This window comes from Isoptericola sp. BMS4 (genome assembly GCF_011634835.1).
GTDB lineage: Bacteria > Actinomycetota > Actinomycetes > Actinomycetales > Cellulomonadaceae > Isoptericola.
The window spans coordinates 3,285,566-3,307,175 of sequence record NZ_SIRP01000001.1 but is presented as its reverse complement, the minus strand read 5'-3'; the positions used below and the strand labels follow the sequence as shown (position 1 = coordinate 3,307,175).

At 73.7% G+C, this 21,610-nt stretch carries 16 protein-coding genes; 8 read left to right on the top strand and 8 right to left on the bottom strand.

Features of this window, described 5'->3' with window-relative positions:
* Window positions 1-103: 103 nt before the first annotated feature.
* The 5 genes from EYB28_RS14975 (at window position 104) to EYB28_RS14955 (ending at window position 10,442) form a co-directional block, all read left to right on the top strand.
* Window positions 104-1,171 (top strand): substrate-binding domain-containing protein, encoded by a 1,068-nt coding sequence (locus EYB28_RS14975; RefSeq protein WP_166849438.1) that lies wholly within the window; start codon window positions 104-106, stop codon window positions 1,169-1,171.
* 48 nt (window positions 1,172-1,219) lie between these two features.
* Window positions 1,220-2,398 (top strand): Gfo/Idh/MocA family protein, encoded by a 1,179-nt coding sequence (locus EYB28_RS14970; RefSeq protein ID WP_166849435.1) that lies wholly within the window; start codon window positions 1,220-1,222, stop codon window positions 2,396-2,398.
* Between the two features lie 191 nt (window positions 2,399-2,589).
* Complete coding sequence (locus EYB28_RS14965; protein WP_166849433.1) at window positions 2,590-8,199, top strand: ThuA domain-containing protein; 5,610 nt, start codon at window positions 2,590-2,592, stop codon at window positions 8,197-8,199.
* Between the two features lie 201 nt (window positions 8,200-8,400).
* Window positions 8,401-9,402, top strand: coding sequence for a sugar phosphate isomerase/epimerase (locus tag EYB28_RS14960; RefSeq protein WP_166849431.1), 1,002 nt, complete (start codon window positions 8,401-8,403; stop codon window positions 9,400-9,402).
* A gap of 47 nt (window positions 9,403-9,449) precedes the next feature.
* Window positions 9,450-10,442, top strand: a complete 993-nt coding sequence (locus EYB28_RS14955) for a sugar phosphate isomerase/epimerase (protein ID WP_166849428.1) — start codon at window positions 9,450-9,452, stop codon at window positions 10,440-10,442.
* Window positions 10,443-10,553: 111 nt separating this feature from the next.
* On the opposite strand, the gene EYB28_RS14950 is transcribed toward EYB28_RS14955, so the two are convergent.
* The 8 genes from EYB28_RS14950 to EYB28_RS14920 all read right to left on the bottom strand — a co-directional run bounded on the left by EYB28_RS14950 (window position 10,554) and on the right by EYB28_RS14920 (window position 18,586).
* The gene (locus EYB28_RS14950; protein ID WP_166849425.1) at window positions 10,554-11,972 is read right to left on the bottom strand and encodes an alkaline phosphatase family protein; all 1,419 of its coding nucleotides are present in this window, start codon (window positions 11,970-11,972) and stop codon (window positions 10,554-10,556) included.
* Between the two features lie 10 nt (window positions 11,973-11,982).
* Complete coding sequence (gene eboE, locus EYB28_RS14945) at window positions 11,983-13,173, bottom strand: metabolite traffic protein EboE (RefSeq protein WP_166849422.1); 1,191 nt, start codon at window positions 13,171-13,173, stop codon at window positions 11,983-11,985.
* Window positions 13,174-13,201: 28 nt separating this feature from the next.
* Window positions 13,202-14,080 (bottom strand): TatD family hydrolase, encoded by an 879-nt coding sequence (locus EYB28_RS14940; RefSeq protein WP_166849420.1) that lies wholly within the window; start codon window positions 14,078-14,080, stop codon window positions 13,202-13,204.
* Between the two features lie 2 nt (window positions 14,081-14,082).
* The gene (locus EYB28_RS20145; RefSeq protein WP_205710932.1) at window positions 14,083-14,724 is read right to left on the bottom strand and encodes an EboA domain-containing protein; all 642 of its coding nucleotides are present in this window, start codon (window positions 14,722-14,724) and stop codon (window positions 14,083-14,085) included.
* Window positions 14,721-15,674: a sugar phosphate isomerase/epimerase gene (locus EYB28_RS20140; protein ID WP_205710931.1), complete on the bottom strand. Its 954-nt coding sequence runs from the start codon at window positions 15,672-15,674 to the stop codon at window positions 14,721-14,723. The genes EYB28_RS20145 and EYB28_RS20140 overlap by 4 nt, the downstream gene beginning before the upstream one ends.
* Window positions 15,671-16,612, bottom strand: coding sequence for an SCO3242 family prenyltransferase (locus tag EYB28_RS14930; RefSeq protein ID WP_166849418.1), 942 nt, complete (start codon window positions 16,610-16,612; stop codon window positions 15,671-15,673). The genes EYB28_RS20140 and EYB28_RS14930 overlap by 4 nt, the downstream gene beginning before the upstream one ends.
* Window positions 16,609-17,805 (bottom strand): inositol-3-phosphate synthase, encoded by a 1,197-nt coding sequence (locus EYB28_RS14925; protein WP_166849417.1) that lies wholly within the window; start codon window positions 17,803-17,805, stop codon window positions 16,609-16,611. Before EYB28_RS14925 ends, EYB28_RS14930 begins: the two co-directional genes overlap by 4 nt.
* A 187-nt stretch (window positions 17,806-17,992) precedes the next feature.
* Window positions 17,993-18,586, bottom strand: a complete 594-nt coding sequence (locus tag EYB28_RS14920) for an N-acetyltransferase (protein ID WP_240930580.1) — start codon at window positions 18,584-18,586, stop codon at window positions 17,993-17,995.
* A gap of 1,111 nt (window positions 18,587-19,697) precedes the next feature.
* Between EYB28_RS14920 and uraD the strand changes: the two genes are divergently transcribed.
* The 3 genes from uraD to pucL all read left to right on the top strand — a co-directional run bounded on the left by uraD (window position 19,698) and on the right by pucL (window position 21,607).
* Window positions 19,698-20,201, top strand: a complete 504-nt coding sequence (gene uraD / locus EYB28_RS14915; RefSeq protein WP_205710930.1) for a 2-oxo-4-hydroxy-4-carboxy-5-ureidoimidazoline decarboxylase — start codon at window positions 19,698-19,700, stop codon at window positions 20,199-20,201.
* Window positions 20,198-20,536, top strand: coding sequence for a hydroxyisourate hydrolase (uraH, locus tag EYB28_RS14910; RefSeq protein ID WP_166849411.1), 339 nt, complete (start codon window positions 20,198-20,200; stop codon window positions 20,534-20,536). The genes uraD and uraH overlap by 4 nt, the downstream gene beginning before the upstream one ends.
* A gap of 132 nt (window positions 20,537-20,668) precedes the next feature.
* On the top strand, window positions 20,669-21,607 hold the full coding sequence (pucL, locus tag EYB28_RS14905) for a factor-independent urate hydroxylase (protein WP_166849409.1): 939 nt from the start codon (window positions 20,669-20,671) through the stop codon (window positions 21,605-21,607).
* The last annotated feature ends 3 nt before the right edge of the window (window positions 21,608-21,610 follow it).

The window sequence follows — 21,610 nt, the reverse complement described above, 5'->3', positions numbered from 1 at the left end:
CATCCCTGTGATCGGCCGCGCCGTCACCCACCGGACCGGCGACGGCCCTCGCACCAGCAGCAGCATCCACCAGCAGCACCCGGACCGAATCGAGGAAGATGACATGTCCGCACACCTGACCACGGGACAGCACCGGCGCCGCGCGATCTCCGGCGCGATCGCCGCGGGGGCCGCCCTCCTGCTCGCCGCCGGCTGCACCAGCAACGAGCCGCCCGAGGAGGAGGGCGGCGAGGAGACCGCTGCGGCCGCACCCGTCGAGGCCAACGACGAGCCCGGCGACGAGGTCGTCATCGGCTTCTCCGCCCCCGCGGCCGACCACGGCTGGATGGGCGCCATCACCCGGGCCGCCGTCGACACCGCAGACCAGTACGAGGACGTCGAGCTGCGCCAGGCCGAGGCCACCAACGACGTGAACGTGCAGATCAGCCACATCGAGCAGTTCATCAACGAGGGCGTCGACGCCATCGTGCTGCTGCCGTTCGACGGCGCCGCGCTCACGCCGATCGCGACCGAGGCGATGGAGGCCGGCATCCCGGTCATCAACGTCGACCGCGAGTTCTCCAGCCCGTTCGCCTCGCGCGCCACCGTCCTGGGCGACAACTACGGCATGGGCGTGAGCGCCGGCACCTACATGTGCGAGCAGCTCGGGGACAACCCCGACGCCGTGATCGCGGAGATCCAGGGCATCGAGTCGCTCCCGCTGACCCAGGACCGCAGCCAGGGCTTCGAGGACGCGCTGGCCGACTGCGGCCTCGACGTCGACGCGCAGGTGGCGGCCGACTTCACCATCCAGGGTGGCGAGTCGGCCACGTCGAACCTGCTGCAGGCCGAGCCGGAGATCGACGCCATCTGGAACCACGACGACGACCAGGGCGTCGGCGTCCTCGCGGCGATCGAGAACGCCGGCCGCGACGAGTTCTTCATGGTCGGCGGCGCGGGGTCGCTCGACGTCATGGAGCACATCCAGGCGGGCGACTCGGTCCTCCAGGCGACGGTCGTCTACCCGTCGACCCAGGCGGCGGACGGCATCAAGCTCGCGCGCCTCATCGCGCAGAACAAGAACATGGGCGACCTGGTCTCCGCGGGCGTGCCGCGCACCACCACCCTGTTCGCGCCCGTCGTCACGGCGGACAACGTCGACCAGTACATGGACATCGGCTTCCGGTCCTGACGCCCGGCGCACCACACCACGACACACGCACACGCAAAGGAGGGGTCGATGAGCGAGTCCGGTACGCCCACGCTCGGCGTCGGCATGGTCGGCTATTCGTTCATGGGGGCGGCGCACTCGCAGGCCTGGCGGACCGCGCCGCGGTTCTTCGACCTGCCGCTGTCGCCACGGATGCGGGTCGTGGTCGGGCGCCACGCCGAGCCCGTGAAGGCAGCGGCGGCGCGGCTCGGCTGGGACGAGGCGATGACGAGCTGGCAGGACCTGGTCGCGCGGGACGACATCGACCTCGTCGACGTCTGCACCCCGGGCGACACGCACGCCGAGATCGCGATCGCCGCGCTGCAGGCGGGCAAGCACGTGCTCTGCGAGAAGCCGCTCGCCAACTCGGTGGCGGAGGCCGAGGCGATGGCCGCCGCGGCCTCCGCGGCCGCCGAGCGCGGGGTGCACGCCATGGTGGGCTTCACCTACCGGCGCGTGCCGGCGATCCAGCTCGCGCGCCGCATGGTGGCGGACGGGCGCATCGGACAGGTGCGGCACGTGCGCGTGCAGTACCTGCAGGACTGGCTCACCGACCCGCAGGCGCCGCTGTCGTGGCGCCTGGACAAGGCCAAGGCCGGCTCGGGCGCGCTCGGCGACATCGGCGCGCACGCCGTCGACCTGGCTCAGTTCGTCACCGGCGAGCAGGTGGTCGGGGTCTGCGGGATGCTCGAGACGTTCGTCAAGGAGCGGCCCCGCCCGGCGTCCTTCTCCGGGCTCTCGGGCGAGGCCGGCGAGGGCACGGGTCCCGTCACCGTCGACGACGCCGCCGTGTTCCTCGGCCGCATGTCCGGCGGGGGGTTGGCGAGCTTCGAGGCCACGCGGTTCGCCGCGGGCCGCAAGAACGCCATCCGGCTGGAGATCAACGGCGACCGGGGTTCGGTGGCGTTCGACTTCGAGGACATGAACCTCCTGCACTATTTCGACGCCGCGGAGGACGCCGCCACGGCGGGCTTCCGGCGCATCGTCGTCACGGAGGCCGAGCACCCCTACATCGCGCAGTGGTGGCCTCCGGGGCACGGGCTGGGGTACGAGCACTCCTTCACCCACCAGGTCGTCGACCTCGTGCACGACCTGGCGGCCGGGCGCCCGCCGTCGCCCTCCTTCGCCGAGGGCCTCGCCGTCCAGCGCGTGCTGGACGCCGTCGAGCGGAGCTCGGACTCCGGCAGCGGCTGGGTGGACCTGGCCTGACCGAAGCCGGGGTGGGCGGTGACCGTCCCGCGGGGGAGCCACCGCCCACCCGGCCCGCCGTCGTCGGACATCGCGGACCACGGTGTCCGGACGGCCGGAGCGCACGGCCGGCGCCCGCGCGCCGGTGGCTCGACCCGACGGCCGACCCGGCCGGCGGGGTTCCGTGATCCTGCTCGACGAGGAGAAGATCTGTGAACCACGTGCGACAACGACGACCACGCGCGGCCCTGCGGGCCGCCCGGATCGGCACCGCGACGCTGGGTGCCCTGTCCCTGTCCGCCACTCTCGCCGTCACCGCGCAGGCGACGCCGGCCGCACCGGCATCGGTGCCGGCGACCGTCCCGACCGGCCTGGCCGCCCACCCGGCGGACGAGCACGGGGGCGAGCCCTTCGACGCGCTGGTCTTCTCGCGCACCGCGGGGTTCCGGCACGACTCGATCCCGGCGGGCGTCGCCGCGATCGAGCAGCTCGGCACCGAGCACGAGTTCAGCGTGACGGCGACCGAGGACCCGACGGTCTTCACGGACGAGGGCCTGGCCGACTACGAGGTCGTGGTCTTCCTGTCGACCACCGGCGACGTGCTGGACGCCGACCAGCAGGCCGCGTTCGAGCGGTACATCCAGGGCGGCGGCGGGTACGCCGGGGTCCACGCGGCCAGCGACACCGAGTACGACTGGCCGTGGTATGGCGAGCTGGTGGGCGCCTACTTCGACTCCCACCCGCAGAACCAGGACGCGACCGTCAAGGTCGAGGACGCCGTCCACCCGTCCACCACCCACCTGCCGCAGCGGTGGGACCGCTTCGACGAGTGGTACAACTTCCGGTCGAACCCGCGCGACGACGTGCACGTCCTCGCGAGCCTCGACGAGACCACCTACGACGCGGGGTCCGGCGCCATGGGCGCCGAGCACCCGACCGCGTGGTGCCAGGACTACGACGGCGGCCGGTCCTGGTACACCGGCGGCGGCCACACTGCGGAATCGTTTTCCGAGCCGGCGTTCCTCGACCACCTGCTCGGCGGCCTCATGACGGCCGCGGGCGTCGTCGACGCCGACTGCTCGGCCACCCAGAGCGACAGCTACGAGATGGTGCCGCTCGACGAGAACACGCAGAACCCGATGATGCTGTCCGTGGCCGACGACGGCACGGTCTTCTTCGTGGAGCGCGACGGCCGGGTGCGGGTGATCGACCCGGACACCCAGACCACCTCGACCGCGATGACCCTCGACGTCACCGTCGCGAACGAGGACGGGCTGACCGGCATCGTGCTCGACCCGGACTTCGCGTCGAACTCCTGGGTGTACCTGTACTGGTCGCCCGCGGACGTCGGCGGCGACGGGCCGCACAACCGCGTGTCCCGGTTCGTCTACGACTCCGCCACGGGCACGATCGACCCGGCCAGCGAGGTCGACATCCTGCAGGTGCCCACGCAGCGGGACCGCTGCTGCCACGCGGGCGGCGACATGCAGTTCGACGCGGCGGGCAACCTGATCCTCGCCACGGGCGACAACACCGACCCGTTCGAGTCCGGCGGCTACGCCCCGATCGACGAGCGCGACGGCCGCGCCCACTTCGACTCGCAGCGCACGGCGGCGAACTCGAACGACCTGCGCGGCAAGGTGCTGCGCATCCACCCCGAGGACGACGGGACGTACACGATCCCCGAGGGCAACATGTTCGCCCCGGGCACCGCGGACACCCGCCCCGAGATCTACGCGATGGGCTTCCGCAACCCGTTCCGCATCGCGATCGACCCGGCCACGGACAACGTCCTCGTGGGTGACTACGGCCCCGACGCCGGCAGCGCGAACCCCGCACGCGGCCCCGCCGGGACCGTCGAGTGGAACGTCGTGTCCGAACCCGGGTTCTACGGCTGGCCGTACTGCACGGGCGCCAACAACGCCTACGTCGACTACGACTTCGCGACCGGTCAGTCCGGCGAGCCCTTCGACTGCGCCGGCGGCCCCGTGAACGACTCGCCGAACAACACCGGCATCACGCAGCTCCCGCCCGCGATCGGCGCGGAGGTCTGGTACGGCTACGGCGGCAACCCGTCGTTCCCGGAGATCGGCGGCGGTGGTGCGCCCATGGGCGGCCCGGTCTACGAGTTCGACCCCGAGCTCGACTCCGACCGGCAGTGGCCCGCCTACTGGGACGGCAAGGCGCTGTTCGGCGAGTGGAACCAGGGCACCGTGTACTCCTTCCAGCTCGCCGGCGAGGCCCGCGACGACCTCGTGGACATCAACCGCGTGCTGCCCGGCATCCTCGACCCGTCCGCCGGCTTCGACCGGCCGATGGACATGGAGTTCGGGTCCGACGGCGCCCTGTACGTCAGCGACTGGGGTTCCGGCTTCGGCGGGGACAACGACTCCAGCGGCATCTACCGGGTCGACTACATCCAGGGCGACCCCGCGCCGATCGCCCGCGCCGCCGCCGACGTCACCGACGGCCCCGCGCCGCTGACGGTCCAGTTCTCCTCGGAGGGAACCCGGCACCCCGCCGGGGAGCCGCTCGAGCTGTCGTGGGACTTCGGCGACGGCGAGACGTCCACCGAGGCGGACCCCGCGCACACCTACGCCGAGGTGGGCGCGTACACCGCCCAGCTCACGGCCACGGCCCCGGACGGGCAGAGCGGCGTCGCGAACGTCGAGATCACCGTCGGGAACACGGCACCCACGGTGGAGATCACGTTCCCGGACGACGGCGGGATCTTCGACTGGGGCGACCAGGTCGCCTACGAGATCTCCGTGACCGACCCCGACGGCGAGGTGGACTGCGCCGACGTCACGATGCGCACCTTCCTCGGCCACGACACCCACGGCCACCCGATCGAGGTGCTCGACGGCTGCTCCGGCGTCGTGCAGACCGCGCGCGACGAGGGCCACGGCATCGAGGCGCGGCTCTTCTGGGTGCTCGAGGCCGAGTTCACCGACGACGGCGGCGACGCCGGCGTCCCGCTGACGACGACGCACCAGCAGATCCTGCAGCCGAAGCTGCTCCAGGCGGAGTTCTTCACCGACACCGGCCGGCTGGCCGGGTCGAGCAGCGACGGTGACGCCGGCGTGCAGACCGAGGAGACCGGCGACAGCGCCGGCGGCGGGCTGAACCTCGGTTACATCGAGCCCGACGACTGGTGGGCGTACGAGCGGATCAGCCTCGACGGCGTCGACGAGATCGGCCTGCGGGCCGCGACCGGCGCGGGCGGCGGCACCGTCTCCGTGCGCTGGGACGCCCCCGACGGACCGGAGCTCGGGCAGATCACCGTCCCGGACACGGGTGACTGGCAGGCGTACACCGACGTCAGCACCACGCTCGGCGACGTGCCCGACGGCAGCGGGACGCTGTACTTCGTCCTGCTCGACGGCGGGATCAACGTCAACTGGGTCGAGTTCACCGGGACCGGCGCGGCGACCAACTCCCGGCCCGAGGTCGACACGTTCGACGTCGGACCGCTCGCCGGCGAGGCGCCCCTGGAGGTCACGGCCTCCGTGGCCGCCACCGACCCCGAGGGCCACGCGCTCAGCTACGCGTGGGACGACGGGCTCGGCGGCGGGTTCGTCGACGGCTCGGAGGACTTCTCCGTGACCTACGACGAACCGGGGGAGTACCGCCTCCAGGTGCGCGTGACCGACGAGCTCGGCGCGTACACCGTCGAGGACGCCACCGTCACGGTCACCGGCGAGGTCGTCCCGCCGCCGATCTGCCTCGACGGCCGATCGGACGGGTTCGACGGCACCGAGCTCGACGAGGACCGCTGGACCGTCGTCGACCGCGACCAGCAGCTCCACGTCGCGGACGGGTCCCTCGTGGTCCCGGCGTCGGTGAGCGACTTCTACGGCTCCGACAACACCACCGTGCCCAACCTGGTGCTGCAGGACCTGCCTGACGGGCCGTTCACCGCGACCGCGAAGCTCACGGTCGAGGCGGACGCCCAGTACCAGCAGGCCGGCCTGCTCATCTACGACGGACCGGACGACTACGCGAAGATGGTGCTGCAGGGGCGCTCGGCCCCGGCCGACCCGGCGACGCGCATCTTCCAGTTCATCCGCGAGGAGGGCGGTCAGCCGAACGAGGTCGGTGACTCCAACACCGCCGCGCTCGGCGCGGACTACCCGTCCACGGTCTACGTGCGGTTCACGTCGACCGACGGGACATCGCTGAACGCGTCCTACTCGCACGACGGCGTGACCTTCACGGACATGCCGGAGACGAAGTCGCTGGCCGGTCTCACCGACCCGCGGATCGGGCTCGTGGCGCTCGCCGGCAACGGCACGTCCGCCCCGGTCGTGGACGCGTCGTTCGACTGGTTCCACATCACGCCGGACGACTCGGTGGCCACGGGGCCGGACGACGAGTTCGACGGCGACGCGCTGGACGCCTGCCGCTGGAGCGTCCTGAACGAGGACACCGACGGCTACCGGGTCGCCGGTGGCGCCCTGGAGATCGACACGTCGCCGAACGACATCTACACGGGTGACAACTCCGACGTGCCGAACCTGGTGCTCCAGCCCCAGCCGGGTGACGAGTGGACCGTGCAGACCCGCGTCGACGGGTCGGCGTTCGACCGCCAGTACCAGCAGGGCGGGATCCTCCTGTACGGCGACGACGACCACTACGTGAAGCTCGACCTGGTGGCCGACAACACCGCGGGCTCCGACGTGCACCGGCGCATCGAGCTGCGCAGCGAGCTCGACGCCGAGATCCTGGAGCCGCAGCCCGGCGTCCAGGACGTCGGTGCCGAGGCCTGGCTCCGGCTCACCCGCTCCGGTGACACCTACACCGGTGCCTACAGCCCGGACGGGGAGACCTGGACGGACGTCGGCGTCGTCGAGAACACCGCGCTGGACACGGCGTCGGTCGGGCTCTTCGCCCTGGGCGGCGGCGCGCAGGGCGACGCGAACGTGCCGGCCTCGTTCGACCACTTCCGGGTGCTGACGGACGACGTCGCACCGCTGGAGGTCGCCGCGAGCCTCGAGCCGTCCGAGCCGGACGGCGAGGGCGGGGCGTGGCTCGGTCCGGTCACGGTCTCGGTCTCCACGACCGGGGGGCCCGACGGCGCCACCGTGTACCGCGAGGTGAACGTCGACGGCGCGGGGTGGGTCGAGTACACCGCTCCCGTCGAGGTCGCGGATCCGGGCGACCACACCGTCGAGGTGCGGGCGTCCGTCGACGGCGAGACCGTCGTCGGCGACCCGGTGACGTTCACGATCGCCACGCCGGCGACACCCGTGACGCCTGGTGCGGAGGTCACGCAGGCCACCTGCACGTGGGCGCCGGACGGCGCGTACGACGTCACGGGCGGGGCGATCGTGACCGCCGACGTCGAGGGGCTGCGCTACGTGATCCGGCCGGTCACCGAGGACGGGGCCGGGGCGGTCGTCGACGACCCGTCCGACCTCGACCCCGGCACCTACCGGGTCGCCGCCCGGCCGGCCGACGGCTACGTCGTCGAGCCCGGTGAGGGCTGGCGGGTCAACGCCGCCGGCATCGGCGTGCTGCGGGTCACTGTCGACGAGCCGGAGTGCCCGCCGCAGGGCGTGCCCGCCGTCCTCGTCGAGCCGCCGACCTGCGACGCGGGCGGGACGATCACCGGCGTGCCCATGGACACCGTCAAGAGGTACGAGATCCGTGCCGACGGCAAGGGCAAGAAGCTCGACGGCACGAACCTCGCGCCGGGCGACTACCGCGTGACCGCCTCGCCGGCTCCCCGCACCGACCTGGTCGCGGGTGACGGCTGGGAGGCCGCCGACGGCGGTCGCGTGACCACCGTGGTCACTCTCGAGGAGGTGGACTGCGGCTGACAGACGTCGTCGCGGCCGTCGACCCACCCGGCGACGGCTCCGGTCCGGGCCCCGCCCGGGTGACGGCCGCGACGACCCGGCCGGGAGACCGGCCACCCCGGTGCAGGGCGGGAACGCGCTCCGGCCCTGCACCGGGGCCCTCCGGGTCCGGGCCGGACCCGCCGTACGACCGGGGCTCGCCCCGCACACGAAGGAGCTGACATGGCACGACCGATCACTCTGTTCACCGGGCAGTGGGCGGACCTCCCGCTCGAGGAGGTGGCTCGGCTGGCCTCGGAGTGGGGGTACGACGGGCTCGAGCTCGCCTGCTGGGGCGACCACCTCGACCCGTGGCGCTGGGACGACGACGCCTACGTGCAGTCGCGCAAGGACCTGCTCGAGAGGTACGGGCTGAAGGTCTGGGCGATCTCCAACCACCTCAAGGGCCAGGCGGTCTGCGACGACCCGATCGACCAGCGCCACCGCGACATCCTGCCCGACGTCGTGTGGGGCGACGGCGACCCCGAGGGCGTGCGGCGCCGCGCGGCCGAGGAGATGCAGCACACGGCGCGCCTGGCGGCGAAGCTCGGTGTGGACACCGTCGTGGGGTTCACCGGGTCGTCGATCTGGAAGTACGTGGCGATGTTCCCGCCGGCCTCGCAGGACATGGTCGACGCGGGCTACCAGGACTTCGCGGACCGGTGGAACCCGATCCTGGACGTGTTCGACGAGGTGGGGGTGCGGTTCGCGCACGAGGTCCACCCGTCCGAGATCGCGTACGACTACTGGACGACCGTGCGCACGCTGGAGGCGATCGGGCACCGCGAGGCGTTCGGGCTGAACTGGGACCCGTCGCACATGGTGTGGCAGGACCTGGACCCCGTCGCGTTCCTGTGGGACTTCCGCGACCGTATCTACCACGTGGACTGCAAGGACACGAAGAAGCGGATGCACAACGGGCGCAACGGGCGCCTGGGCTCGCACCTGGCGTGGGCGGACCCGCGCCGCGGCTGGGACTTCATCTCCACCGGGCACGGCGACGTGCCCTGGGAGGACGCGTTCCGGATGCTCAACTCGATCGAGTACACGGGGCCGATCTCGGTCGAGTGGGAGGACGCCGGGATGGACCGCCTGGTCGGCGCCCCCGAGGCCCTGGAGTTCGTGCGCCGGTACGCGTTCGACGCCCCCGAGGCGGCGTTCGACGCCGCCTTCTCCACGAAGTGACCGAAGCACCGTGTGATCGAGACCTCGTGTGATCGAAGGAGATCATCATGACCATCCGTTCCGCGCTCGACCGCAGGACCTTCATGCGTCTCGCGGGCTCCTCCGTCGCCGTCGGTGCCGCCACGCTCGGCGGCACGACCGCGGCGTCCGCCGCCCCGGCGGCCTCCGCCGCGCCCGCCGGGCAGGGGCGGCGCCTCGTGCCGCCGGGCAAGCTCGGCATCCAGCTGTACTCGATCCGTGACAAGGTGTCGTCGCTCGGGTTCCGCGCCGTGTTCGAGCGGCTCGCCGAGCTGGGGTACGCCGAGGTGGAGTTCGCCGGGTACACGCAGAACCAGGTCGGGCCGATCACGCCGGCCGAGATCCGGACGCTGCTCGACGACAACGGCCTCGTCGCGGTCGGGTCGCACCGCGGGATCCGCGACTTCGCGGCGAACATGGAGGCCGAGCTCGACATCGCCGAGACCCTCGGCATGCGGCACGTCGGCACGGCCGACGCCCCGACGAACGACCGGACCGTCGACGGGTACCGCGCGGCCGCCGAGCAGTTCAACGGCTTCGGCGAGGCGGCCGCGGCCCGCGGGCTGAAGTTCTACCAGCACAACCACGACGGCGAGTTCGGGTTCGCCGAGGACGACCCGTCGGTCCGGCTGTACGACGTCTTCCTGGAGCACACGGACCCCGCCTCGGTGTTCCTCGAGATGGACGTGTACTGGGCGTTCGTCGGGCAGCACCGCTACCCCGGGTTCGAGCCCGTGGAGTACGTCCTGGCGAACCGGTCCCGCTACCCGCTGTTCCACCTCAAGGACGGCCGGACGAACCCGGACTCGGCCGGCGGGTACGACATGGTCGAGTTCGGCGTCGGGGACATCGACTACCAGGCGTTCCTCGGGGCGCTGACGGGGTCCGGCCGGCAGCACGGCATCTGGGAGCAGGACAACGCCGCCTCGGTGGCGGAGCCCCCGCACGAGCTCGACTCGCTGGGCAACGCCGGGCGGAGCGCCGACGCGCTTCTCGCCCTGCGCGGCGGGCGGTGCGGGTGATCCGCCCGGCCGGCTGAGGGCCGGCCTCGCCCACGACGGCGGCCCGGGACGCGATCGTCGCGTCCCGGGCCGCCGCCGTCGTCCCGTGCCCAGGGGCCGCGCCTCGGGGGCTCAGCCCGCGACGGCGGGGTCGCGCACCCCCTGCAGCTCGAGCACGAGGTCCTTCACCGCCGCGGCCGGCACCTGCCGGTCGTCGGCGCCCACGAGGCCGGCCACCGAGGACGGCACGGCGTCGTCGGAGCACAGGATCAGCGGCGTGTCCGCGGACGACGTCGGCAGGCGCCCGTGCGTGCCGCCGACGCACGACGGGTCGAGCGGGACCGTGCTCATGGCGTACCGCAGGCCGAGCTTCTTGCGCACCAGGTTCATGCCCGCCTTCGCCTTCGCCAGCCGGTCCGCGGGGTCGAAGAACAGCTCCGCCGGGTCGTAGCCGGGCTTGCGGTGGATGTCGACGCCGCGCGCGTACTCCGGCGCCCGGTCGTCGTCGAGCCAGAAGTAGTACGTGAACCAGGCCCCCGGCTCGGCGACGACGACCAGCTCGCCGGCGCGCTCGTGGTCGATCCCGTACCGGGCCTGCGCCTCGCGGTCGAGCACCTCGTCGACGCCGGGGACCTCGCGCAGCAGGCCGGCCACCCGCGCGAGGTCGGCGTCGTCGGCCACGTACACGTGGGCGACCTGGTGGTCGGCGACGGCGAACGCGCGGGACGTCCACGGGTCGAGCTGCTCGCGGCCGTCCTGCACGTACACCTCGAGCAGGCCCTCGCGGCGCAGCAGCCGGTTGAGGTGCACCGGGCGGTCGGCGGGCCCGATCCCGTACTCGGACACGGCGACCACGGTGACGCCGTCGGCCTCGGCCTGGTCGAGCAGCGGCGTCAGCGCGGCGTCGAGGGCGGCCGCGGCGGCGTCGGCCTGCGGGGAGTCCGGGCCGAACCGCTGCAGGTCGTAGTCCAGGTGCGGCACGTACGCCATCGTGAGGTCGTGGCCGCGCGTGCGCATGAGGTGCTGCGTGGCGCCGACGACCCAGCGGGACGACGTGATCGACGCGGTGGGGCCCCAGTACGTGAACAGCGGGAAGTCGCCGAGCAGATCGGTGAGCTCGTCGTGCAGGGTGGCCGGGCGCACGTACGCGTCGGGGGACTTGCGCCCGTCCGCGTGGTAGACGGGGCGCGGGGTGACGGTGGCGTCGGTCGTCATCCCCATCGCGTACCACCAGCACACGTTCGCGGCGGAGTAGCCGGGGTCGGCGGCGCGGCCGGCCTCCCAGAGCTTCTCCCCGGCCACGAGCCGGTTGTGCTGGCGCCACAGGTAGACGTCGCCGAGCCCCCGGAAGTACCAGCCGTTGCCGACGGCGCCGTGCTGGGCGGGGGCCAGGCCGGTGAGCATCGTGGACTGCACGCTGCACGTCACGGCGGGCAGCACCGTCGCGAGCTCGGACGACCAGCCGCCGGCGGCGAGCCGGCTCAGGCGGGGCATGTGCGACAGCGCGCGGGCGGTGAGCCCGACGACGTCGAGCAGCAGGACGGGCTTCATGGCGGCTCCTTCAGGCGGCGGGGGCGGGGCGGGGTGCGGCGCCGGCGGGGGTGCCGGCGGGCCGTAGGTGCTCGTCCGCCCACCTCAGCTCGGCCGCGATGCCGGCGACGAGCTCGTCGGCGCCGGCGGGCAGGGTCTCGGCGGGCAGCACCGACCAGGTGTACGTCTCGACGTCGAGGTGCGCGTCGGCACCGTGCGGCGCCGCGGCGACGGCCGCGACGGCCTCCCGCAGGACCTCGGTGGTCGAGGTCAGGGGCGCGGCGGGCTCGTGGTGCAGCGGCACGTGGAAGTGCACGCGCCACGGCCCTGCGCCGGGCAGCGCCGCGAGCGCCTCCGGCAGGTCGTCGGCGCCGAGCACCGCACCGTCGGGGGCGAGCTCGCGGGTCTGGTGCAGGTACCGCTTCTCGACGAAGCGCTCGACGGCGGCGCGTGCGCCCGCGTCGGCCGGGTCGTCGACGTGCAGGGCCGCCGACGCCTGCACCTTGACGACGCGCAGCCCGGCGTCGGTGATGCGGCGCACGGCCGCCCCCGGGTCGGCGAACGACACGGCGAGGTGGCAGGTGTCCAGGCAGACGCCGACGAGCTCGGGGTCGATGCGCTCGTCGTCGGCGCGGGCCGCGGCCGTGCGCGGAGCCAGCCAGCCGACGACGTCGTCGACGGTGTCCAGCACGCAGCCGGGCTCCGGCTCGACGGCGACGCGCACCACCTTCCCCGTGCGCGCGGCCAGCTCCCGCAGCCCGGCGGAGAGCGTCGCGAAGGCGCGGGTGGCCTCCGCGTCGTCCAGCGGTGTCCACGGGGCGCGCCAGGCGAGCGGGAGGGTCGAGATCGAGCCGTCCACGCCGTCGGGCAGCAGGTCGGCGAGGACGCGGGCGCAGGCGAGCACGTAGTTGAGGCGGGCGCGCTCGGCCCAGGTGGGGGAGTAGACGGCGTGCTTGACGACGTCGGAGTGGAAGGCGCCGTACGGGAAGGCGTTGAGGGTGTGCACCTCGAGGCCGTGCCGGTCGAGCGTCGCGCGCAGCAGGGCGCGGTCCGCGGGCGACCGGTCGAGCCGGTGCGCGAGCTCGGCGGGCAGCCACAGGCCGACGCCGAGCCGGTCGAGCCCGGCCTGGCGCCGGATCGGCGCCGCGTACCGGGCGAGCTGGTCGAGGACGCCGTCGAGGTCCTCGGCCGGGTGGACGTTGGTGCAGTAGGACAGTCGCATCGGTGCGCTCCTTCTCGGTCCCGCGCCCTCAGACCCGTGCGCCGCGGAGCACGGACGAGCCCTCGAACTCGACGCCCGCCGGCGGCGCCTCGCCGGCGACGAAGCCCGGCACGGGGTCGAGGACGAGGTTGCCCGACTGTTCGTAGAACGCCACGGGGCTGCGCCACAGCACCTGGTCGACGTCGTCGTCGCCGAAGCCGGCCTCGAGCATCGCGTGCCCGGTGCGCGCCGTCTTCAGCGGGTCGGACCGGCCCCAGTCCGCGGCGGAGTTCACGATCATCCGCTCCGTGCCGTACTCGCGCAGCAGCGCGACCATGCGCGCCTCGTCCATCTTCGTGTCGGGGTAGATGGAGAACCCGGCCCAGCAGCCGGCGTCGCGCACCATCTCCACGGTCGTCTCGTTGAGGTGGTCGACGAGCACCTGCTCGGGCGGCAGGCCGGACTCGCGCACGACGTCGAGCGTGCGGCGGGTCCCGGCCGCCTTGTCCCGGTGCGGGGTGTGCACGAGCACCGGCAGCCCCGCGTCGCGCGCCAGCTGGAGCTGCGCGGCGAAGACCTCGTCCTCGGCGGGCGTCATCGAGTCGTACCCGACCTCACCAACGGCGACGACACCGTCCTTGAGCAGGTAGCGGGGGATCTCGTCGAGCACCTCGCGGCAGCGGGGGTCGTTCGCCTCCTTGGGGTTCAGGGCGATGGTCGCGTGGTGCCGGATGCCGAACTGCGCGGCCCGGAACCGCTCCCACCCGAGCAGCGAGTCGAAGTAGTCGCGGAACGACCCCACGCTCGTGCGGGGCTGCCCGAGCCAGAACGCCGGCTCGACGACGGCGCGCACGCCCACGGCGTACATCGCCTCGTAGTCGTCCGTGGTGCGGCTCGTCATGTGGATGTGCGGGTCGAGGATGCGCATGCTCACTCCCGGGTGGTGTCGGTGGGGATCAGCCGGCCGACGTCGGCGGGGACGGGTCTGCCGGCGGCGCGGCGCTCCGCGGCGAAGTCGGCGGCCATGCGGGCGAGCTCGCCGTCCGCGCGGTCGGCGAGGCCGGCGACGGCGTCGAGGCTCACGCCCAGGAAGACCAGCTTGAGGACGGCGTGCCGCCAGGTGTGCTGGTCCAGGTGCCGCGCGCCGAACGGGCCGACGGCGGCCGCGACGAGCGCCTGGTCGTTGGCGCGCAGCGCGTCCTCGGCGAGCTCGGTGCCCACCGCGACGACGTCGGGCGGCACCTGGCCGCGCCCGGTGAGGGCGTCGAGGCCGCGCAGCACGCCACGCCGCTCGGCCGCGTCGCCCTGGTGGTAGAGGGTCGCGAGCCGGTCGGCGAGCTCGTCGGGGTCCCCGTGGTGCTCGGCGAGGGCGACGACGAGCTCCGCCCGGGCGGCGTCGTCGACCGTGCCGTGCACGACGCCCGCGGGATCGTTCTCGGGGCGCAACGGCTCGCGGCCCACCTTGCGGGCGGCGAACGCGAACGCGCGGGTCACGGCCTCCGGGTCGCGCGCGACGTCCGCGCGCGCCTGCTCCAGCCACGCGGCCGGGTCGGTGGTGGGGGTGCTGGTCATTCCGGTCGAGCCTCCTTCGTCCCGGGGGCGGTGCGCCGTGCGGGGCCGCCCTGTGCGGCCCGCGCCCACGCGTCGTGGAGCGCGGCGAGGCTCCGGCGCGCGAGGGCGGGCGCGTCGTGGGAGTGCCGCGGGAGCTCGACGGCGGCGACGCCGGTGTACCCGACGTCGGCGAGGGTGGCGAGCACGAGCGGCAGGTCGATCTCGCCCTCGCCGAACGGGCGGTGCTCGTGGTGGGTGGACGGCATGTCGTCGAGCTGGACGTTCGCCAGGTGGGGCCCGGCGGCACGCAGCGCGCCGACCACCCCCTCGGGCTCCACGACCAGGCAGTGCCCGACGTCGACCGTGAGGCCGAGCTCGGCACCGTCGGCGCCCAGGTCGTCGCGCAGCCGCAGCGCGTCGGCCACCGTCTCGACCAGCATCCCGGGCTCGGGCTCCAGCGACAGGCGCACCCCCTGCTCCCGGGCGTGGTCCAGCAGGAGGGGGAGCCGGTCGCGCAGCCGGGCCCATCCCTCGGCCGGCCGGTCGCCGGCGGGCAGGACGCCGGAGAAGAACGACACGCAGCGTGCGTCGAGCGTCGCGGCCACGTCGACGGCGCGCTCCAGGTAGCGCATCCGGCGTCCGGCCTCGGCGTCGACGAGCGTCGGGGCGTGCTTGGTCCACGGGTCGAGCGTGAACCGGGTCCCGGTCTCCACGACGACGGCGGCCCCGGCACCGTCGCGCATGCGGCCCAGCCGCCGCGCGAGCCGCGCCACCCGGGAGTCCGTGCCCGCGTCGAACGGGTCGAGGTGCGGGAACCCGAGGGTCAGCGCGACGGCGCCGTACCCGAGCGCGTCCAGCACGTCGAGCGCGTCCGGCAGCGGGTGGTCGCCGAACCCGTTGGTGCCGTAGCCGAGGGTGAACGGCGGGTCCGGCGTCGCCACGGCACTCGTCGGGAGGTCGTCGCCGCTCATGTGACGCTCACCGCCCGCCGGCGTCGGCGCAGCAGGCGGCCCGCGATGGCGACGCCGCCCAGCACGACGGCCGTGCCGAGGCGTCCGCCCCGCAGCGCCCACGCCGCCTGCAGCGGCACCATCGCGGCGATCCCGGCGCCCGTGGCCGTGCGGGCGGCCGGCGCCGAACGGTCCCGGGCCGCGCGCACCTGCGCCGGCAGGCACGCGGCGGTGTACGCGGCCGCGGCCACCGCCGCGCCGACGGCGGCGGTCCTGCCGGCGGACGGGGAGGCGGGGCCGTCGGCGAGCGGCCGGCGGGCTGCCGCGACGGCCGTCCCCGCCGTGTACGCGGTGACCCCCACGGTGCCCGCCGCGACCGTGGCGGCGACCGCCGTCGTCGTGCCGTGCACCTCGCCCCGGGACAGCGCGGTGACCCCGGCGGTGTGCGCGGCGAGCGCGGCCGCCGCGGGCAGGGCGGGCCGCAGCCCGGTCGGCGCCGCGCCGAGCAGGACGTCGAGACCGCGGCAGGCCGCCATGACGACGGGCCCGGCCGGGGTGTCCTTCGCGACGCCGTCGTACGCCCACACGCACGCGGCCAGCGGGAGCGCGACACCGAGCGCCCGCCGGCCACCGGCGGCGCCCGCGAGGGCGACGCCCGCCGCCGTGAGGCCCGCGCCCACGACGAGCGCCTGGCCCGCGGACACCCGCCCGGAGGGCACGGGGCGCTCTGGTCGCTCGACGGCGTCCAGGTCGCGGTCGGCCCAGTCGTTGAGCGCCATGCCGCCGAGGTAGAGGCAGGCGGACGCGGCGGGCAGCATCGTGCGGCGCGCGACGTCGCGCCCGCCCGCGCGGGCGCCGGGCGACGCGGGGTCGGACGCCGCGGCCCCCGCGAGCGTGTCGCCGAGCACCGTCAGCGCGGCGGGGGCGCGGACGAGCTCCGCGACGTCCCGGGGCGTCACGAGCGCGCCCGCGCCGCCGTGCGCGCCGCCCAGCCCGCGAGGTCGGACGCCTGCGCGGCGGCGTCGTGCACGTCGGACGCCCAGGGGTCCTTGAAGAAGAACCCGAGCTCCGGCACCGGGCCGGAGAGGCCCGCGGCGTGCGCGAGGGCGAGCAGCCGCGCCAGGTCGAGCACGAGCGGCGCCGCGAGCATCGAGTCGTACGCGGTCCACGTCGTCTGCAGCGTGAGCCGCGAGCCCAGGAAACCCTCGACGTGCACGTGGTCCCACGCGACCTTCGTGTCGCCGAGGTCGGGCACGTTGTCGATGTGCAGGGGGGTGACGTCGCTGCCGGTGAGGTCGCGCAGCCCGCGCGTCTTCGTGGCGAGCTTGCTGCGCACCGCCTCCGGGTCGGCGAGCGTCGCGCCGTCGCCGCCGCCGAGCAGGTTGGTCCCGGACCACGACAGGACGCGCAGCCCGCGGGCCGCGAACGCGGGCGCCAGCACGGTGCGCAGCCACGTCTGGCCGGTCTTGCCGTCCTGGCCCGCGACCGGCAGCCCGGCCTCCGTGGCGAGCCGGGTCAGGGCGGGCAGCGCCATGCCGGGCGACGGCGTGAACGAGGCGTACGGGGCGCCGGCCAGGACCGCGGCGTACGCGGCGACCGACGAGGCGGGCAGCACCGCGCGCCCCGGGTCGGTGAGCGCGGTGCGCAGCGCGTCGACGTCGTCGTGCTCGCGCCGCGGGGTGACCGGTGGCTCCGTCGAGGCGACGTCCACCACCACGACGCGGGCGAGGCCGTGGCGCTCGCGGAACGCCGTGATGTCGGCGGCGAGCCGGTCGGCGGCGTCCTGCTGGCTGCCGCGGTGCTCGGCCGGGTCGTACCCGGTGCGGACCTCTGCCTCGGCGGCCTCGAGCGCGTGGTGCGTGGCCGCGAGCAGCCGCGGGGGGATCATGCCGGTCTCGACGAGCATCTCGGCACGCTTGGGCATCGTCACGGGGGAGACGTCGTGCCCGCCCACGACCAGGTCTCCGAACGCCGGCAGCGGGACGTCGTCGAAGGACGTCCCCGCGGTCACGCAGCCCGTGGCCGGGGCCTGACCGTCGGCCAGGGCGGCGAGGCCGAGGGCCGCCGTGGTGGCGACCGACCCTCGGGCCCCGACGAGCCAGAGGCCCGTGGGTCCGGTCGTCGTCTGGTCGTCCGCTGTCGCGTGGTGCATCGTCGCTCCCCGGGGTCCTGTCGGTGCTCGGCACCGAGCACCCTGGTGAAGGCGTCCCCGCCTTCGTCCGCCGCCACGCTAGCGAGGCTTTTGTCGATTGGCAATCAAAAGACGTGGCGCGACGGCGAATAGTAGAGGGGGCGTCCGCCGCCGGCCCGGCGCGTGCGCTCGGCGCCGGGCGGCCGGTTCAGGAGGCCGCCCGCAGCATCACGACGTCGTCGTGCTGCACGCCGCCCACCTCGTAGGTACGCCGCCCCACGACGTCGAAGCCGTGCTTGCGGTAGAAGGCCTGCGCGCGGGCGTTCTCGCCGTTGGTGCCGAGCCAGAGGGGCGCCCCGGGGTGCCCGTGGTCGACGGCGAGCGCCGCGGCGGCGGCGACCGACGCGTCCATGAGCGCTCCGGCCACGCCCGAGCCCTGGGCTCCCGGGTGCACGTAGATCTTCGACAGCTCGGCGTACGGCCCCTCGTCGCCGGTGGCCGCGAGCAGGGCGTCGCGCTCCGCGGCCCCGTCGGGCAACCCGAAGGAGACGAGGGCGTAGCCGACGGGCTCGGGGACGTCGCCGGTGCCGGCGGCGACGAGAAGAGCATGCTCGGGCGACCGTGCCCAGGTGCGGAAGCGGACGGGGGACAGCCGGTCGGCGATGTGGGCCGCCATGGTCGCGACGGGTGTCCCGGCGGGGCAGGCGAGGGGGAACGTGAGCGCGGCGAGCCAGGCGAGCTCCGCGGCCTCCTCGGGGCGTGCGGCACGGACGGCGGGTGTGTGTGCTGCGGCGGTGGTCACGGTGCCGAATGTACGACGGCGGTCCCGGCGGGGACGTCGTGCGCCAGGAAGGGGCGAGGGGACGATGGCGCCGCCGCGGACGCTCCGCACCGACCTCTGGCGGGCCCTCGAGGCGGCCTGCGCGAGCGCCGGAGGCGTGTGCCCCGGGTCACCCCGGTGCGAGTTGGTGAGCAGGCCCCGGAGCGTGTAATGTTCCATGACGTCAGCCCGACAGGGAGACGGACACCGCAGGTGGCCGACCGGGGCTGGAACTCACATCGAGGATAGGGCTCCTTCGTGGACCCTGGAGACGGTGCGAGGGCCTTGCGGGAACGCAGGTCGGACCGGATGATCCGCCGGAGAGCGGGTTGGAAGGAAAGGCCGGAACCTGGTAAGGTTGAAGGGTTGCCCCGGACGGGGTCGGGATGGGATTCCTGGTCTTGGATGGTGTGCGTCGGTTGTTTGAGAACTCAACAGTGTGCTTGATAGTCTCGCCGAAGATCTCGGCGACGACCCTGGCGACCGCGCTACACCACTATCGGGGACTCAACTGAGCGCGGCAGCTCGCGATCCGACCTGGCACCGACCGGACGAGGCGTGTGCCGGCAGCAGATAGTGCCGACCACGCGTCGTCAGGTCGGCAAGGGCTGCCCGGCCCGCGACCCTGGTCCGCGGCAGGCAATGCCCGGAGTCGATACTCCCGCAGTGCGCACGGTCCCACGAGGCCGGATGGGTAGCGCGCAGTCCCTGGAAGCGATCGGGCCCACAACGCCCCCCCCGCGTCGTGCGGCACTTCGTCGTGGGTGCTCGCCGCGCGGTACTGAGAGGCTTCGGCCCAGCTGCGTGCTCGAGGCCCAGGGCAGATCGACGGACCGCATGCCTGCGCCGAGCCCCACACGCGGGCGCGGCGCACCGGACCACGTCCGACGAGGTCCGATCCAGCACGGCGGGACTGTCCCTGGAACCGGCGGGATCCTCTCGCGACGGTGCTCCTGGGCGGGCGGAGCCATGGCTCCGGTACCGGCCGCGGGGTGCCCGGGCGCAAACTTGACATGAGGGTCCGTCGCGCGCAAGACTTCACGAAACGGAAGCAGAATTCCATAGAATGGAAGAGGCTGAGGAGGAACGCTCGATGACGAGTGCTGCACTCGAGTCGTTCAACACCGCGGACCGTGAGGTGGCCCGGGACCTGGTGCTGTCGTGCGCGGCCGTCGACCGGTGGGCCGACGCGGTCGTGGCCCACCGCCCGTACGCCGACGTCGCGGCGGCGCTGGACGCGGCTCGCACGGTCGCGGACCCCTGGACGGACGCGGAGGTGGACTCGGCGCTGGCGCGGCACCCGCGCATCGGGGAGCGGGCCGACGGCGACGCGGCGGACGCCGCACACTCGCGTCAGGAGCAGGCCGGCGTGGACACGTCGGACCGCGACATCGCCGAGCGGCTGCAGGACGGCAACCGTGCCTACGAGGAGAGGTTCGGGCACGTGTTCCTCATCCGCGCGGCCGGGCGGAGCGCCGAGGAGATCCTCGCCTCGCTCCAGGAGCGCCTGGGCCACGACGCCACCACGGAGCGGAGGATCGCCGCCGAACAGCTGCGGGAGATCGCCGTCCTGAGACTCGAGGGAGAGCTCGCATGACCTCGCACATCACCACCCACGTCCTGGACGCGGTGTCGGGGACGCCGGCGGCCGGTGTGCCCGTGACGCTCTGGAGTGTCGACGGCGACGCCGCGACGCGCCTGGCCACGGCGACGACGGACGAGGACGGGCGCGTCAAGGAGCTCGGGCCGGCCGCACTCGTCCCCGGCACCTACCGCGTCACGTTCGCGACCGGGGACTACTTCGCCGCCCAGGGCGTCCCGACGTTCTACCCGTCCGTCACGATCGACTTCTTCGTCACCGAGGGACGCGACCACTACCACGTGCCCTGCCTGCTCAGCCCGTTCGCGTACTCGACGTACCGCGGCAGCTGAGCGGCGCGGCCACCTCCCCGGCCGCGGCACCGACGCCGCGGCCTCGCGTACACCGACGTACCGAGACCGTCTCGACGGTCCCTGGCACGGGGCGCACCATCGATCACGTCATCTATCAAAGGAGCTAGCGAGATGACCGCCACCGCCACCGAGACGCAGACGGGCACGATCGTGCTGGGCGACAACCAGTACGGCAAGGCCGAGGTCCGCGTCATGAAGGTCGACCGCGACCAGTCGCGTCACCGGATCACCGAGCTCTCGGTGACGTCGCAGCTGCGCGGCGACTTCTCCGCCGCGCACATCGACGGCGACCAGGGTCGCGTCGTCCCGACCGACACGCAGAAGAACACGATCTTCGCGCTCGCGAAGGAGGGCATCGCCTCGCCCGAGCAGTTCGCGATCCGCCTCTCCGAGCACTTCACCTCGAGCTTCGACTGGATCGAGGGCGGGCGCTGGGAGGCCAAGGAGTACACCTGGGAGCACATCCCGTCCTCGCTCGAGAGCCACGTGACCGACGGCGAGCACGACCACGCCTTCGTCAAGGGCGGGACCGAGACGCGCACCGCCCTCGTGCAGCGCGACGGGGACGAGGTCTTCGTCGTCGCGGGCCTGGAGGACCTCAAGGTGCTGAAGTCCACGGGCTCGGAGTTCCACGGCTTCCCCAAGGACCGGTTCACCACGCTGCAGGAGACCACCGACCGGATCCTCGCGACGTCGGTCACGGCCCGGTGGCGCTACACGACGCTCGACATCGACTTCAACGCGGTGTACGACGACGTGCGCCGGCTGCTGCTCGAGACGTTCGCGGACGTGCACTCGCTCGCGCTGCAGCAGACGCTCTACCAGATGGGCAAGCGCGTGCTGGAGGCCCACCCGGAGATCGGGGAGATCAAGTTCTCCATGCCGAACCTGCACCACTTCGTCGTGGACTTCGAGCCCTTCGGGATGGAGAACCCCAACGAGGTCTTCTACGTCGCCGACCGGCCGTACGGCAAGATCGAGGCGGAGGTGAAGCGCGAGGGCGCCGCCGCGGAGCCCCGGGCCTGGGAGACCGCGGCGGGCTTCTGCTGAGCC

Coding starts and splice junctions, on each gene's coding strand:
- EYB28_RS14975 (WP_166849438.1), top strand. CDS start 104: ATGTCCGCACACCTGACCACGGGACAGCACCGGCGCCGCGCGATCTCC.
- EYB28_RS14970 (WP_166849435.1), top strand. CDS start 1,220: ATGAGCGAGTCCGGTACGCCCACGCTCGGCGTCGGCATGGTCGGCTAT.
- EYB28_RS14960 (WP_166849431.1), top strand. CDS start 8,401: ATGGCACGACCGATCACTCTGTTCACCGGGCAGTGGGCGGACCTCCCG.
- EYB28_RS14955 (WP_166849428.1), top strand. CDS start 9,450: ATGACCATCCGTTCCGCGCTCGACCGCAGGACCTTCATGCGTCTCGCG.
- EYB28_RS14950 (WP_166849425.1), bottom strand. CDS start 11,972: ATGAAGCCCGTCCTGCTGCTCGACGTCGTCGGGCTCACCGCCCGCGCG.
- eboE (WP_166849422.1), bottom strand. CDS start 13,173: ATGCGACTGTCCTACTGCACCAACGTCCACCCGGCCGAGGACCTCGAC.
- EYB28_RS14940 (WP_166849420.1), bottom strand. CDS start 14,080: ATGCGCATCCTCGACCCGCACATCCACATGACGAGCCGCACCACGGAC.
- EYB28_RS20145 (WP_205710932.1), bottom strand. CDS start 14,724: ATGACCAGCACCCCCACCACCGACCCGGCCGCGTGGCTGGAGCAGGCG.
- EYB28_RS20140 (WP_205710931.1), bottom strand. CDS start 15,674: ATGAGCGGCGACGACCTCCCGACGAGTGCCGTGGCGACGCCGGACCCG.
- EYB28_RS14925 (WP_166849417.1), bottom strand. CDS start 17,805: ATGCACCACGCGACAGCGGACGACCAGACGACGACCGGACCCACGGGC.
- uraD (WP_205710930.1), top strand. CDS start 19,698: ATGACGAGTGCTGCACTCGAGTCGTTCAACACCGCGGACCGTGAGGTG.
- uraH (WP_166849411.1), top strand. CDS start 20,198: ATGACCTCGCACATCACCACCCACGTCCTGGACGCGGTGTCGGGGACG.
- pucL (WP_166849409.1), top strand. CDS start 20,669: ATGACCGCCACCGCCACCGAGACGCAGACGGGCACGATCGTGCTGGGC.